This window comes from Salinicola sp. MH3R3-1, assembly GCF_001937155.1.
GTDB lineage: Bacteria > Pseudomonadota > Gammaproteobacteria > Pseudomonadales > Halomonadaceae > Salinicola > Salinicola halophyticus.
On record NZ_MSDP01000010.1, the window covers coordinates 40626 to 54351 of the forward strand.

14 protein-coding genes are annotated in these 13726 nt (G+C 61.8%); 6 read left to right on the top strand and 8 right to left on the bottom strand.

Going from position 1 to position 13726, the window contains the following annotated elements:
* Window positions 1-24: 24 nt before the first annotated feature.
* The 6 genes from BTW08_RS07355 to BTW08_RS07380 form a co-directional block, all read right to left on the bottom strand.
* The gene (locus BTW08_RS07355) at window positions 25-1035 is read right to left on the bottom strand and encodes a dipeptide ABC transporter ATP-binding protein (protein ID WP_075561876.1); all 1011 of its coding nucleotides are present in this window, start codon (window positions 1033-1035) and stop codon (window positions 25-27) included.
* Complete coding sequence (locus tag BTW08_RS07360) at window positions 1032-2072, bottom strand: ABC transporter ATP-binding protein (protein ID WP_075561877.1); 1041 nt, start codon at window positions 2070-2072, stop codon at window positions 1032-1034. Before BTW08_RS07360 ends, BTW08_RS07355 begins: the two co-directional genes overlap by 4 nt.
* A gap of 18 nt (window positions 2073-2090) precedes the next feature.
* Complete coding sequence (locus BTW08_RS07365; RefSeq protein ID WP_075561878.1) at window positions 2091-2990, bottom strand: ABC transporter permease subunit; 900 nt, start codon at window positions 2988-2990, stop codon at window positions 2091-2093.
* Between the two features lie 15 nt (window positions 2991-3005).
* Window positions 3006-4010 carry an ABC transporter permease subunit gene (locus BTW08_RS07370; RefSeq protein ID WP_075561879.1) on the bottom strand — a complete coding sequence of 335 codons (1005 nt, stop codon included), beginning with the start codon at window positions 4008-4010 and terminating at the stop codon, window positions 3006-3008.
* A 77-nt stretch (window positions 4011-4087) separates the two neighbouring features.
* Window positions 4088-5674, bottom strand: coding sequence for an ABC transporter substrate-binding protein (locus BTW08_RS07375; RefSeq protein WP_075561880.1), 1587 nt, complete (start codon window positions 5672-5674; stop codon window positions 4088-4090).
* 236 nt (window positions 5675-5910) lie between these two features.
* Window positions 5911-6801 carry a glycine betaine ABC transporter substrate-binding protein gene (locus BTW08_RS07380; RefSeq protein ID WP_083627743.1) on the bottom strand — a complete coding sequence of 297 codons (891 nt, stop codon included), beginning with the start codon at window positions 6799-6801 and terminating at the stop codon, window positions 5911-5913.
* Between the two features lie 165 nt (window positions 6802-6966).
* On the opposite strand from BTW08_RS07380, the gene BTW08_RS19445 reads away from it, so the two are divergent.
* The 6 genes from BTW08_RS19445 to BTW08_RS07405 all read left to right on the top strand — a co-directional run bounded on the left by BTW08_RS19445 (window position 6967) and on the right by BTW08_RS07405 (window position 12760).
* On the top strand, window positions 6967-7302 hold the full coding sequence (locus BTW08_RS19445) for a hypothetical protein (RefSeq protein WP_168170645.1): 336 nt from the start codon (window positions 6967-6969) through the stop codon (window positions 7300-7302).
* A 249-nt stretch (window positions 7303-7551) separates the two neighbouring features.
* Entirely contained in the window at window positions 7552-8316 is a 765-nt protein-coding gene (gene agaR, locus BTW08_RS07385) for a transcriptional repressor AgaR (protein WP_075561881.1), read from the top strand.
* 67 nt (window positions 8317-8383) lie between these two features.
* Window positions 8384-9688, top strand: a complete 1305-nt coding sequence (locus BTW08_RS07390) for a D-tagatose-bisphosphate aldolase, class II, non-catalytic subunit (RefSeq protein ID WP_075561882.1) — start codon at window positions 8384-8386, stop codon at window positions 9686-9688.
* A complete protein-coding gene (locus BTW08_RS07395; RefSeq protein ID WP_210403213.1) occupies window positions 9685-10857 on the top strand; it encodes an SIS domain-containing protein in 1173 nt (390 codons plus the stop codon). The genes BTW08_RS07390 and BTW08_RS07395 overlap by 4 nt, the downstream gene beginning before the upstream one ends.
* 26 nt (window positions 10858-10883) lie before the next feature.
* The gene (locus BTW08_RS07400) at window positions 10884-11828 is read left to right on the top strand and encodes a BadF/BadG/BcrA/BcrD ATPase family protein (RefSeq protein WP_075561883.1); all 945 of its coding nucleotides are present in this window, start codon (window positions 10884-10886) and stop codon (window positions 11826-11828) included.
* 35 nt (window positions 11829-11863) lie between these two features.
* Window positions 11864-12760, top strand: coding sequence for a DMT family transporter (locus BTW08_RS07405; protein ID WP_075561884.1), 897 nt, complete (start codon window positions 11864-11866; stop codon window positions 12758-12760).
* Between the two features lie 118 nt (window positions 12761-12878).
* Here BTW08_RS07405 and BTW08_RS07410 read toward each other — a convergent pair whose 3' ends face one another.
* Window positions 12879-13169, bottom strand: a complete 291-nt coding sequence (locus tag BTW08_RS07410) for a HigA family addiction module antitoxin (protein ID WP_075561885.1) — start codon at window positions 13167-13169, stop codon at window positions 12879-12881.
* Between the two features lie 70 nt (window positions 13170-13239).
* Complete coding sequence (locus tag BTW08_RS07415) at window positions 13240-13719, bottom strand: LysE family translocator (protein ID WP_083627744.1); 480 nt, start codon at window positions 13717-13719, stop codon at window positions 13240-13242.
* Between the last annotated feature and the right edge of the window lie 7 nt (window positions 13720-13726).

The following is a 13726-nucleotide window of genomic DNA, read 5'->3' on the forward strand; positions in this document are numbered from 1 at the left end:
GTGCTACGGCGCTGGCACGCCGTCTCAGCTCGCCTCGGCGTGCGCGTACTTGGCGGCCGCCTGGTCGACATGGATACACGCCACCTCGACCCGGTCGTTGACGTGCTCCAGCGGCGGATCGACCTGGGTGCACTCCTCGGTTGCCAGATGGCAGCGTGGTGCGAACGGACATCCCGGCGGCGGCGCCAGCGGCGACGGCGGTTCGCCCTTGAGATGCACGCGCTCGCGGCGCCGATTGGGGTCCGCCACCGGCGTGGCCGAAAACAGCGCCTGGGTGTAGGGATGTCGCGGCGTCGTGAAGACCTCCTCCGCCGGCCCGGTTTCCACTGGCTGGCCGAAATACATCACGATCACGTCATCGGCGATGCGTCGCACCACCGATAGATCATGCGAGATGAACACGTAGGCCAACCCGAACTCTTCCTGCAGATCCGCCAGCAGGTTGAGCACCTGGGCCTGAATCGATAGGTCCAGCGCCGACACCGGCTCATCGAGCACCAGAATCTTGGGATTGAGCATCAACGCACGGGCGATGGCGATACGCTGGCGCTGGCCGCCGGAGAACATGTGCGGATAGCGATCGGCATGTTCCGGGCGCAGCCCGACCTTGGCGATCATCTCCAGCGCCGCCTGGCGCCGCTCTTCCGCGCTCATCTCCTTGCGATTGAGCCTGAGCGGCTCCTCCAGCATGGTCGCCACGGTCTTGCGCGGATTGAGCGAACCATACGGGTTCTGGAAGATGATCTGCACCTCGCGACGCAGCGCCGCTGGCGGGCGCTGCCCCTCCTTCAACGAGACCTCATGCCCACTGATCGTCAGCTTGCCGCTGGTGGGCGGCTCGATCATCGTCAGCACACGAGCGAGCGTCGACTTGCCACAGCCGGACTCGCCGACCACGGCCAGCGTCTGCCCGGGATAGAGCTCGAAACTCGCTTCGTTGAGCGCCTTGACCGTCGCCGCCTTGGAGAACAGTCCGCCCTTGACCTGATAATAGCGCGTGAGATTGACGGCACTCAGTACGGCATCGCGGCTCATGGGCGCACCTCTCTATGCGGGCTGGATTGCGGGTTGTCTCGCGCCACGCCCGCCGCAGCCGGCGACGGCGAAATCCCATCTTCCAGTGGATAGTGACACAACGTACGGGCGGGATCGTCTGCGGCCGGTACCGGCTCCACCTCGCGGCAGTGCTCGGTGGCGTACTGGCAGCGCGGGTTGAACAGGCAGCCGGTCGGGCGATCGTGCTGGCCGGGAACGACGCCGGGAATGGTCGGCAGGCGGTCCTGATTGCCGGCACGCTCCGGCAGCGCCGACAGCAGCGCCTCGGTATACGGGTGACGCGGATTGGCGAACAGTGACTTCACGTCCTGCTTCTCGACCTGGCGGCCGGCGTACTGCACCACCACGTGCTTGGCGGTTTCCGCGACCACACCCATGTCGTGGGTGATCAGGATCAGCGCCATGCCGGTATCTTCCTGCAGCTTGAGCAGCAGCTCGAGGATCTGCGCCTGGATGGTGACGTCGAGTGCCGTTGTCGGCTCGTCGGCGATCAGCAGCCGCGGATTGCAGGAGATCGCCATGGCGATCATCACGCGCTGGCTCATGCCGCCGGAAAGCTGATGCGGATAGGCCTTGATCCGTCGCGCCGGGTCGGGGATGCCGACCTGCGCCAGCAGATCCAGCGCCCGTTCGTGGCGCTCCTTGCGCGAACCGCCCAGGTGCTGCTTGATCATCTCGTCGATCTGGGTACCGACAGTGAAGCAGGGGTTCAGACTGCTCATCGGTTCCTGAAAGATCATCGACATCTCGCCGCCGACGATGCGCCGGCGCTGGCGCGGACTCAGCTGCTGCAGATCCTGGCCGTCGAAGGTCATCCTGTCGGCGGTGACCTGCGCCGTCCATGGCAGCAGGCCCATGGTGGCGAGCATCGAAACGGACTTGCCAGAGCCGGACTCGCCCACGATCGACCATACTTCGCCGCGGTCGACGTTGATATCGACGTCTTCCACGGCGGCAAACAGGCCGCTACTGGTCTTGAAGCGAACGCTGAGGCCTTCAATATCGAGTAATGCCATAAGTCAGAACCTCCGGCGTTAAGAGCGTTTCATTTTGGGGTCCAGCGCGTCGCGCAGGCCGTCACCCATCAGATTGATCATCAACACCGTCAGCAGAATGATCAGGCCCGGGAATGTGACCGCCCAGTAGGCGCTGCCCATGAACTCGCGCGCATTGGCCAGCATCGCGCCCCACTCCGGCGTCGGCGGCTGAACGCCCATACCCAGGAAGCCGAGTGCCGCGATATCCAGAATCGCGGTAGAGAACGAAAGCGTCGCCTGCACGATCAGCGGGGCCATGCAGTTGGGCAGCAGCGTGTTGAACATCAGGCGCAGATGTCCGGCGCCGGAAAGTCGGCTGGCGATGACGTACTCGCGATCCTTCTCGCCGATCACCGCCGCCCGGGTCAGACGCACGAAATACGGCAGCTGGACCATGGCGATGGCGATCATCGCGCTGGTCAGGCCGGGGCTGAGAATGGCGACCAGGCCCAGCGCCAGCAGCAGACTGGGGAACGCCAGCACCACGTCCATCACGCGGGTGATCACGGTCTCGACCCAACCGCGGAAATAACCGGCCAGCAGACCAAGGAAAATGCCCACGCCCATGGAGAGCACGACCACCATGGCGCTGATCGAAAGCGAATAACGCGCCCCGTAGATCAACCGCGAGAGCACGTCGCGACCGACAGCATCGGTGCCGAGCAGATAGCTCCAGCTGCCTTCGGCATGCCACACCGGCGGGACCAGCAGCGCCGAGCGATCCTGCATCGCCGGATCATGCGGCGCGACCCAGGGCGCGAACAGCGCGACCAGCAGGATGAAGACAATGAAAAGCAGGCCGACCAGCGCGCCGCGACTGGCACTGAAGTCACTCCAGAAAGACGCCAGCTGGTAGCGAAAGGTACCGGGCGCGGCGGGGGTAGAAATGGTACTCATGATGAAAGCCCCCTGTTAGTGGCGAATACGCGGGTTGATGACGCCATAGGCGAGATCGACCAGCAGATTGACGATCATCACGATGAACGCGATCAGCACCAGGCCACCCTGTACCGAGGGGTAGTCGCGTCGCGAGATCGCATCGATCATCCATTTGCCGATCCCCGGCCACGAGAAGATCGTCTCGGTCAGAATCGCCCCCGCCAGCAGCAGGCCGACCTGAAGGCCGATCACCGTCACCACTGAGATCAGCGCATTGCGCAGGGTGTGCACCATGATCACCCGGAAATTCGACAGCCCCTTGGCGCGTGCGGTGCGCACGTAGTCCTCGCCCAGCACCTCGAGCATCGAGGAACGGGTCTGGCGTGCGATGACCGCCAGCGGAATCGTCCCCAGCACGATCGACGGCAGAATCAGGTAGTGCAGCGCGGAAAGAAACGCGCCCCAGTCCCCGGCGATCAGGCTGTCGATGGTCATGAAGCCGGTTACCGGCTCGATGAAATACATGTACGAGATACGCCCCGACACCGGTGTCCAGCCAAGGATGGTGGAGAACAGCATGATCAGCAGCAGGCCCCACCAGAAGATCGGCATCGAATAGCCGGTCAGACTGATACCCATGATGGTGTGATCGAGCGTCTTGCCGCGCTTGACCGCCGCCAGCACGCCGGCCGGCAGGCCGATGATGACGGCGAATGCCAATGCGAACAGCGACAGCTCGAGCGTGGCCGGAAAGCGGCTCATGAACTCGTCCATCACCGGGGCGTGAGTCACCAGTGAATTACCCAGATCACCGTGCAGCAAACCCTTGAGGAAATCGAAATACTGGACGATCAGCGAACGATCGAAGCCCATTTGGGACTTGAGCTGGGCGTAGCGCTCGGCGGATATGCCGCGCTCCCCCGCCATCAGCAGAATCGGGGCGCCCGGCAGCAGGCGAATGAAAGAGAACGCAACGATGGTGACGCCAATGAACGTCGGCACCAGCTGCGCCAGTTTGACCAGGAAAAATTTGAACATGTTTGGAGGTCTGACTATTCACGCGATAAGACGCGGGGCGGCTACCAGAGCCGCCCCGCGTCCTCGCTAGGAGAGAATCACTCGATGTCGACGCCTTCGAAGCTATGGCCGCCGAGCGGATCGATCTTGTAGCCGGTCACTTCCTTGCGGATCGGCATGAAGACCGTGGAGTGCGCCAGGGTGTCCCACGGTGCCTGCTCCTTGAAGATCTCCTGCGCCTGCTTGTAGAGCTTGGCGCGCTCGTCCTGGTTGTCCAGGGTTCGAGCCTTCTTGATCAGATCGTCGAACGGCTTGTAGCACCACTGCGAGCGGTTGGCACCGCCGACGCCGTCACAACCGAGCAGCACGCCCATGAAGTTGTCCGGGTCACCGTTGTCGCCGGTCCAGCCCAGAATGACCGCACCGTCGCGCTTGGTGTCGGAGGAGCGCTTGAGATACTCGCCCCACTCGTAGGTCACGATCTGCGCATCGACGCCGACCTTGGACAGATCCGACTGCATCAGCTCTGCGGTACGCCGCGCGTTCGGCATGTACGGACGCTGAACCGGCATCGCCCAGATGTTCATCTTCAGGTTCTCGACGCCCGCGTCCTTCAACATCTGCTTGGCTTTGTCGGGATGGTACTGATCGTCCTTGATGTCGTCGTCGTAGCCCCACATGGATGGCGGAATCGGGTTCTTGGCCACCTGACCGGCACCTTGGAACACCGAATCGATGATCGCCTGCTTGTCGATCGCCATGTTGAGTGCTTTGCGCACTTCCGGCTTGTCGAACGGCGCCATCTGAGTGTTGTAGGCCATGTAGGCGACGTTCAGCCCGGCTTCCTCGAGCACGTTGATGTCGTCGTTCTGCTTCATGTCTTCGACATCGGACGGGTTCGGGAACGGCATCACCTGGCACTCACCCGCCATCAGCTTCTGATAGCGAACCTGCGCATCGGAAGTGATCGCGAAGACCAGATTGTCGATCGGCTGCTTGCCACGGAAGTAGTCCGGATTCGCCTTGTAGCGAATGGCGGCATCTTCACGATAGTTGACGAACTGGAACGGACCGGTACCGAGCGGCTGCTGGTTGGCCAGCTCCGGCTTGCCCTCGTCGAGCAGCTTCTGCTCGTATTCCTTGGAATGGATCGACGCGAAATCCATCGCCAGGTTGGCCACGAACGGGGCATTGGGCTTGGTAAGCTCGAATTTCACGGTGTGATCGTCGACCTTGTCGATCGACTTGATCAGATCGCCCATCGACATCGAGTTGAAATACTCGAAGCTGCCGTTGGCGAGCTTGTAATAGGGATTGTTCTCGTCCATCTGACGCTCGAACGTCCAGATGACATCGTCGGCATTGAGCATGCGGCTCGGCGTGAAGAAGTCGGTGGTCTGGAACTTGACGTCATCGCGCAGATGGAACGTCACGGTCAGACCGTCGTCGGAAACTTCCCAGCTCTTGGCGATGGCCGGCTCGACTTCGGTGGTACCCGGCTTGAACTGAACCAGACGGTTGTAGATCGTCTTGCTGGACGCGTCGAAGGTAGTGCCAGCAGTGTAGAGGGAAGGATCGAAGCCTTCCGGCGAACCTTCGGAGCAGTAGACCAGCGTCTTGGCCATGACCGGGGTCGCGCCCAGCATCATGGCGGCGATGCCAGCCGCAAGCAGCGTCTTCTTCATCATCAATCTCCTGCACAGCAGCACGCTGTTATTGTGGTGTCGGCTCGGGGCCGATTGTCATTGTATTGCCAGCCGGTCAGGCAGCCAGCAGTCGGCACAGACTAGAGCGTGAAGTAGCGTTTAATCAATTGGGCGATAGCGTGAGACGAGGTGGTTGCACTGAACGGCCGTTCAGTCTAAGCGACCCGCCCAAGGCCCCGGTCAGCCGCGCCGGGGAAGACGGGCCGGCGCTATCGTTAGTCTTGAATCTGCTCGCCGGCGGCCAGCCATTCGTCGACCTGATCCTGGTTTTCATCCAGCCAGGTGCGCGCTCCCGCCACCGGATCGTCCTGCGACTCGATTTCCGCCATCAGATCACTCAGGCTTGCGTCGCTCATGTGCCAGGCATCGAGCACCGCAGTCAGCCATGGATCATCCTTGGAAAAGCCCTGACGCGAGAACCAGTAGATCGTATCACCATCGCCGTAGACCTTGTCGGGATCTTCAAGATACTTGAGATCGTAATTGGCGAACGCCCAGTGAGGATTCCACAGGGTCACCACCATCGGCTCGTGATTCCGGTAGGCGCTGTCGAGCGCAGACATCATCGCCGGTTCGGAGCTATTGACCTGCTGCAACGGCAGATCGTAAGTCTCGATGGCGTCTTCGGTCATCCCGGCGATGGCGGAGCCGGAATCGATACCCAGGATCGTCGGGCTGCCCTGATATTCGAATTCGTCGGCGTGCTCCACGAGCTCCGGAATCGTATCGATGTCGACGTAGCTCGGCACCACCAGCCCCAGCCCGGTCTTGTCGTACCACGCCTCGTGAACCTCGAGCGTATTCTTGTAGGGTTCCAGGAAGCTCTTGTCGGTGTACGGCAGCCATATCTCCAGCGACAGATCGATGTCGTTGCTGTCCATGCCAGCATAGAGCGCGCTCTTGCTGACATCGGCGAGCTTGACGTCGTAGCCGTGATCATCGAGCACCAGCTTCCACAGATTGGCGACGGCCACGTTTTCCGCCCAGTTGTTGGTGCCGATGACCAGCGGTTTTTCCTGCGCCTGGTCCTGCGCATCGGCCTGGATCGGGGCGATAGACGCCATGGTAAACAGCACCGCCGCGAAAGGGTAAAAGGCCTTTCTCATAAATTCGTATCCCTGTTTATTGTCTGAAACCAGAAATCAGCGTTATGAGTATCCGGATATCGCGAGAGATTACCACTATCACGTCTCCGCGCTATGGCCCGAGGTCGAAGCCCTCGCAGAGATGGGTCTGATGGGCCCGGCCATGAAGGCTCGGCGCTTGCGAGCATGATCGAGCACCTCGTCCAGCGGAAGTGCTGTTCGAACGCATCGTCGATCAAGACGCCCGCCTGCCCTCGCAGCGCCGCTTCGAAGCGCGGGAGCGCAGTCGCATCAATGGCGTCACCATCCCGGCTCAACTATATGAAGAGCCGCAGAAGCTGGCGTAGCAGCCTGCTGCATCAACGTCGGAGGGTGCGCGCCCTCCGTCGTGACATCCGCGGCATATCATCGATCATTTCCATCAGCGCCTTGGTGTTGCTGTTCGCCAGCTTCGCTTCCGGCAACTTCTTTCATCGACTTTCGCAGCGTTTCGTCGCCTCCCTCAGCACCTTCCTATTTTGATAATTTGCCACTCCCAGCAATGGCTGACGCTCCGCCCCCTTGCCGTTGATGCAAGCTAGCGAAGGGATGCGATCTCGCTGAAAGAACATCTCGGTGCCTGTGTTTACGTTCTCATGCCACGATGGGCATGAGGGGGAATACCCTATCGACGCGCCGAAGATATGCGACTAATGGCGAATATCGAAAGCTTATAAAGCATTTGAGAAGACAAACGAAAGAATGTTTAATTCAAACGAAAGGATATGAAGAATGACAGGACAGGAAAGACGCGAGGCCATCGTTCACCACCTGGCGCAACACGAACGCATCCGTGTGGATGAACTGGCCGACCACCTCGGGGTTTCGGCCGTCACCATCCGCAGCGACCTGCGACTGCTCGAGGAAGCCGGCTACGTGCTGCGGATGCATGGCGTGGTGGTGTTGAGTCAGAACACGGCGGCGGAGATCGCTTTTGCGGAACGCCGGAAAAAACATTCGGGCGTGAAGGGAAGAATCGGCGCCGAGGCAGCGAAGCTGGTGAAGGACGGCGAGTCGATCATTCTGGATGCGGGCACCACGACGCTGGAAGTCGCCCGTCATCTGAAACAGCACGAAGCGTTACTGGTAATGACCAACGGTCTCGATATCGCGATGGAGCTGTCACACGCCCCCGGCGTCGAGATCATCATGCTGGGCGGCAGGCTGCGCAAGACGGCGCTTTCGTGCTCAGGGGCCGAAGCCGAAGGCAGCCTGGCGCATCATCGCTTCGATCGGCTGTTTTTGGGCGTGGATGCGATGGAGCTGAATCGGGGATTGACGACCGACCACGAGAACGAAGCGAGCCTGAACCGGGGAATGATCGCGATCGCCGACGAAATCGTCGCCGTTACCGACTCCAGCAAGGCAGGACGCAAGAGCGTACATCTCGTCAGCACGTTTGACGGCATCGACCGGCTGGTGACGGACGATCAACTGCCCGACAGCTATACCGACACGCTGCGCCAGAAGCACAACGTCGACGTCATTCTTTCATAGCCGCACCGAATATCGTCGTAGAGAACACAGCCGCATCGAACACGGCATCAATCCGGGAGGTGATGACATGAATCCGCTGAGTGAGCTGATCGCTCGCCACAAGCAGGGCGAGCCCATCGGCATCTATTCCGTCTGCTCCGCGCATCCGCTGGTGCTGGAGGCTGCGCTGCGCCAGGCCCACGCCTCGAACGGCCTGGCGCTGATCGAGGCGACCTCCAATCAGGTCGATCAGACCGGCGGCTATACCGGCATGACGCCCGCCGACTTCCGTGATTTCGTCATGTCGATCGCGGAAAAAGTCGGGCTGCCCGCTCACCGCATCATCCTGGGCGGCGATCACCTCGGCCCCAATCGCTGGCAGAACGAAAGCGCCGAGGTGGCCATGGCCAACGCTGAAGAGCTGATTCGCCATTACGTCGCGGCAGGCTTCGAGAAGATTCATCTGGATTGCAGCATGTCCTGCGCCGATGACCCCACACCGCTGGGCGACGAGCGCGCCGCCGAACGTGCCGCCCGCCTCGCCACCATTGCCGAGCAGACTGCCGAGGAGCGGTTCGGCGAAAGCCGGCTTCTGTACATCGTCGGCACCGAAGTCCCCGTTCCCGGCGGCGCTCGTGAGTCGCTCGATTCAGGAATCACGCCGACGTCGCCGCAGGCCGCGCGCGACACGATCGCCGCCCACCGTCAGGCGTTTTCCCGGGTAGGATTGGATGCCATCTGGCCCCGCGTCATCGGGCTGGTCGTTCAGCCGGGCGTGGAGTTCGATCATCTGCACGTGATCGATTACCAGCGCGATGAAGCGCAGGCGCTCAAGTCGGTCGTCGACGAATACGATCATCTGGTGTTCGAGGCGCACTCTACCGACTATCAGACGCGCTCGGCTCTCGAGGCGCTGGTGCAGGATCACTTCGCCATTCTCAAGGTCGGGCCAGGGCTGACTTTCGCGCTGCGTGAAGCGCTGTTCGCCCTTGAGGACATGGAAACGCTGCTGGTCCCCGCCGACCAACGCTCTCGCCTGGGCGAGACCGTCGAGCGCCGCATGTGTGAAGCGCCCGGCTACTGGCAGGGTCATTACCACGGCGACGAAGCCCAGCAGCGCTTTGCGCGCCGATTCAGCCTCAGCGATCGAATCCGCTACTACTGGCCCGATCCCGAGATTCAGGCAGCGCAGCAGACGCTGGTGAACAACCTGGCCGAGCAGGAAATTCCCCTGCCGCTACTGAGCCGCTACATGCCCCTGCAGTACCGTCGAGTGCGCGAGGGCCATCTGGAAAATCATCCCCATACCCTGCTGATGGATCACGTCAGCACCGTGCTGCGCGACTACGCCGCAGCCTGCGACCCTTCCCATACCTGCGGAGATCAACCATGAAGTCCGATGACATGCTGGGCGTTGCCGACGCTCCGGCACGCGGAGCGGCGCATACCGTTCGTGAAATTGCCCAGCAGCCGCAGGTCTGGCAAGCCGCTTTCGATCAGCTCCGATCGCAGCGCGAATCGATCGATACCTTCCTCGAGCCGCTGCTCGCGAAACCCGATCTGCGTATCGTGCTGACCGGCGCCGGCACCTCGGCCTTCGGCGGGCAGATGCTGGTTTCGACGCTGAGCGCCCAGTTGCAGCGCCCGGTGGAGGCGATCGCCACGACCGATATCGTCTCGCGTCCCCGGCAGTGCTTTGTCGACGACAGACCCGTGCTGCTGATCTCCTTCGCTCGCTCCGGTAACAGCCCCGAGAGCATCGCGGCGACCGAGCTCGCCGAGCAGTGCAGCGCGCAGTGTCACCACCTGGTGGTGACCTGCAACCCGCAAGGCAAGCTTTATGGCGCGCATGCCGATGCCGAACGCTCGCTGGTGCTGATGATGCCCGAGGCTGCGGACGATCAGGGCTTCGCCATGACCTCCAGCGTGACCTCGATGATGCTGGCGGTGCTCTACTCGCTGGCACCGACCCTCGTCGGCAGTGAAATCATGGATCGCCTGACGGCGGCCACTGAGCAACTGATGAATGAACGCTCGTCGGGCATCGCGGCGCTAGCCGAGCGCGGTTTCGACCGTATCGTCTATCTCGGCAGCGGTCCGTTCAAGGACCTCGCCCAGGAGTCCGCGCTAAAGATTCTGGAACTGACCGCCGGCCGGATCATGGCGTATCACGATACCCCGCTCGGTTTCCGGCACGGCCCCAAATCCCTGCTCGACGAGCGAACGCTGGTGGTCGTGTTCGTCTCCAACGACGACTACGCCCGCCGCTACGATCTCGACATTCTCGACGAGCTTTGCGGACAGATCGGCAGCGACGCCGTTGTCGCCATTGCCGCCGAGACTCTGGATCCGGCGCCCCCATGCGCGCTCTGGTCGGTTTCCGGAATGGCTCGTGATCCGGACTGGGCCCTGCTGTTTCCCTTCCTGGTTCACGCACAGCTGCTCGCGCTCCACGCATCGCTCGCCTTGGGTCGAACACCCGACAACCCCTTCCCCTCGGGCGAGGTCAATCGGGTCGTCCAGGGCGTCACCATCCATCCCTTCGAGCCGACCGCTCGCTGAAGCCAACCGAAAACCGGAGGTTGCGCATGTTTCTTGGCGTCGATGGCGGCGGGACGAGGACGTCCTTCTGCCTCCTGAACGAGTCCGGCCGGGTCGTAGCGACATTCCAGGCGGGCACCTGCTACTACCTGTCGATCGGGCTCGAAGCCTCTCGTCAGGTGCTGGCCGACGGGGTAGAACACATCTGCAAGAAGGCCGGCATCGCCCCGGCCGAGATCGCTTACGCCTTCTTCGGGCTGCCCGCCTACGGAGAAGGCTCATCGGTCATCGAAACCCTCAATGCCATGCCCCGCGACATTCTCGGTCATGACCGTTACCAGTGCGGTAACGACATGATCTGCGGGTGGGCCGGGTCGCTGGGCGGCACCGACGGCATCAATGTCATCGCCGGCACCGGCTCGATGACCTATGGCGAGCGCAACGGTGCGGGCGCGCGCTGCGGCGGTTGGGGTGAAATCTTCGGTGACGAGGGCTCGGCCTACTGGATCGGCTGTCGAGGATTGAGCGCCTTCACCCGCATGAGCGACGGGCGTCTGCCACAAGGGCCGCTTTACGAACTACTGAAGCAGCACTTTGCCCTGACCAGCGATCTCGACGTGATCGATATCGTGCTGAACGAGTGGCATGCCGACCGCACCCGCATCGCCGAACTGGCGCTCACCGTGATCGAAGCGGCGCACCGTCAGGATCCTCAGGCCGTGACGATCATCGAGGATGCGGTCGGCGAGCTGGCACTCATCGTGGAGACCACCGCCCGACTGCTCGGATTCGAGGCGTCCGAGTGCATTCCCGTCTCCTACTCGGGTGGCCTGTTCCGGGAGAAGACGTTCCTCGACGCCTTCACGCAAGCGCTCTCTGGCCTCGGCATCCGTCACGAACTTCGCAAGCCGCTTCACACCCCGGACATCGGCGCAGCCCTTTATGCCGCGAGGCTGGCCGACGTCTCTCTCGATGTCATCACCACGGACTGAATCAATCCAATAATCATCCACGACTGGAGATACCGATGAACAACAAGAGCTGGATCTTCTATACGTTTCTGCTGGTACTGTTCTGGGGGGTGTGGGGCGCGTTCTCCGGCCTCCCGACCGAGAAATACGGCTATCCCGATCAGATGGTCTACATCATCTGGGCCATCACCATGCTGATTCCCTGCTATTTCTCGCTGAAGCGCGACACCTTCGACAAACGCGGCATCGCTGCGCTATACGGACTCGCCATCGGCCTGACCGGCGCCGGCGGGCAACTGCTGCTGTTCAAGGCGCTGGCCATCGGTCCGGCCTATCTGATCTTTCCGGTCATCTCAATCTCGCCGGCCATCACGGTACTTATGGCCTACTTCATTCTGCGCGAGAAAATCACGCCGCTCGGCGGGGCCGGGATCGTGGCAGCGCTGGTGGCCATCGTGATGTTCTCGCTGCCCAGTGGAGACGCCGATCAGGTCGACTACGGCCCCTGGCTGTTCCTTGCCATCATCATCTGCCTCTGCTGGGGCGTGCAGGCCTTCCTGATGAAGCGGGCGTCGCTGGCCGGCGTCAACGACGGCACCACCTTCACCTGGATGACCATCAGCGGGTTGCTGCTGGTTCCGGTCGCGTTCTGGATGATGCCCGGCAGCGGTTTCGATTATCCTTGGCAGGCGCCCGCCTTGACCACGGTGACCCAGGTACTCAATGCCGTTGGCGCGCTGTTCCTGGTCATGGCCCTGAGTCGCGGCCGTGCCGTCATCGTAGCGCCGTGCACCAACGCGCTGGCCCCGGTACTGACCATCGTATTGTCGCTCACCTTCTATGGCGTGCTGCCGTCGCTGTTCAGCACCATCGGCATCATTCTGGCCTTGGTCGGGTCCACGCTGATGGTCTACAGCGAGGAGAAAGAGCCCGAGCTGCAACGGGCCGACTAGCCGCCAGCGAGCAAAAGAACGCCAGCCAAACTGGCCTCCAAGCCAAATGGCCCAAAAAAATGGGCAGCGACATATGTCGCTGCCCATTTTTTCATTCTTCCAAGAGACGCGGGTTGCCTCACGCCACGCGAGCACGAATCCCGTCATAGTGACCGTGGCGTCTAGCCTCTTCCAGATCATAGGCATTCTGCAGCCGCAGCCAATAACCCTGACTGGTACCGAAGTAGATCGACAGACGCAGATCCGTATCCGCCGTGATTGATCGCGTGCCTCGCGTGATTTCACCGATACGCGTGGCCGGCACGCCAATAGAGGTCGCCAAAGCATTCTTGGTGAGGCCCATGGGCTCGATAAATTCTTCCAGCAGAATCTCGCCGGGATGAATATTGGGAAGTCGTTCTTCAGTCATGATTTGCCTCTCCCGAAGCGGTAATGACAAGCAGCATATGACGCAAGACGTCATATAGCGAAAACTGAGCTCATCCCGGCCGCTTCTCCAGCGCCAACCATCCCGCCAGACCGATCATTGCCGCGCCACTGGTGCCATCCAGCCAGCGCTGACGACGCAGCGTAACGCTGCCTCGGCCCAGCAGGCACCCGGCAGTGGCGTATAGATACGCGCAGAAGAACTCGATCAGGATATAGACCAGCCCCGCCAATACGATCGCCAGTGCGAACGACTCGCCGTCGGCGTGGAGAAACTGCGGCAGAAATAGCGCGAACAGCACATACGCCTTGGGATTGGAAAACGCGACCAGCGCTTCCCGCCGGATCAAGGACCGCGAATCGGCGGTTGCGATGTCACCGCTCGCCGCTGGCATAGTCGGGCGCCAAGCCGTCAACAGCGAACGCACGCCCAGATAGAGCAGATACGCCGCTCCCATCCATTTGAGCACACCGAAGAACAGTGCCGAGGTTGCCAGCCAATGGCCCAGCCCCACGGCAACACCGATCACCATCACCACG

Bases quoted from the DNA above. Each gene is read 5' to 3' on its own strand.
- BTW08_RS07360 (WP_075561877.1), bottom strand. From the start codon at position 2,072: ATGGCATTACTCGATATTGAAGGCCTCAGCGTTCGCTTCAAGACCAGT.
- BTW08_RS07400 (WP_075561883.1), top strand. From the start codon at position 10,884: ATGTTTCTTGGCGTCGATGGCGGCGGGACGAGGACGTCCTTCTGCCTC.
- BTW08_RS07410 (WP_075561885.1), bottom strand. From the start codon at position 13,169: ATGACTGAAGAACGACTTCCCAATATTCATCCCGGCGAGATTCTGCTG.
- BTW08_RS19445 (WP_168170645.1), top strand. From the start codon at position 6,967: ATGATCGAGCACCTCGTCCAGCGGAAGTGCTGTTCGAACGCATCGTCG.
- BTW08_RS07395 (WP_210403213.1), top strand. From the start codon at position 9,685: ATGAAGTCCGATGACATGCTGGGCGTTGCCGACGCTCCGGCACGCGGA.
- agaR (WP_075561881.1), top strand. From the start codon at position 7,552: ATGACAGGACAGGAAAGACGCGAGGCCATCGTTCACCACCTGGCGCAA.
- BTW08_RS07355 (WP_075561876.1), bottom strand. From the start codon at position 1,035: ATGAGCCGCGATGCCGTACTGAGTGCCGTCAATCTCACGCGCTATTAT.
- BTW08_RS07380 (WP_083627743.1), bottom strand. From the start codon at position 6,801: ATGAGAAAGGCCTTTTACCCTTTCGCGGCGGTGCTGTTTACCATGGCG.
- BTW08_RS07370 (WP_075561879.1), bottom strand. From the start codon at position 4,010: ATGTTCAAATTTTTCCTGGTCAAACTGGCGCAGCTGGTGCCGACGTTC.
- BTW08_RS07415 (WP_083627744.1), bottom strand. From the start codon at position 13,719: ATGGTGATCGGTGTTGCCGTGGGGCTGGGCCATTGGCTGGCAACCTCG.
- BTW08_RS07405 (WP_075561884.1), top strand. From the start codon at position 11,864: ATGAACAACAAGAGCTGGATCTTCTATACGTTTCTGCTGGTACTGTTC.
- BTW08_RS07390 (WP_075561882.1), top strand. From the start codon at position 8,384: ATGAATCCGCTGAGTGAGCTGATCGCTCGCCACAAGCAGGGCGAGCCC.
- BTW08_RS07375 (WP_075561880.1), bottom strand. From the start codon at position 5,674: ATGAAGAAGACGCTGCTTGCGGCTGGCATCGCCGCCATGATGCTGGGC.
- BTW08_RS07365 (WP_075561878.1), bottom strand. From the start codon at position 2,990: ATGAGTACCATTTCTACCCCCGCCGCGCCCGGTACCTTTCGCTACCAG.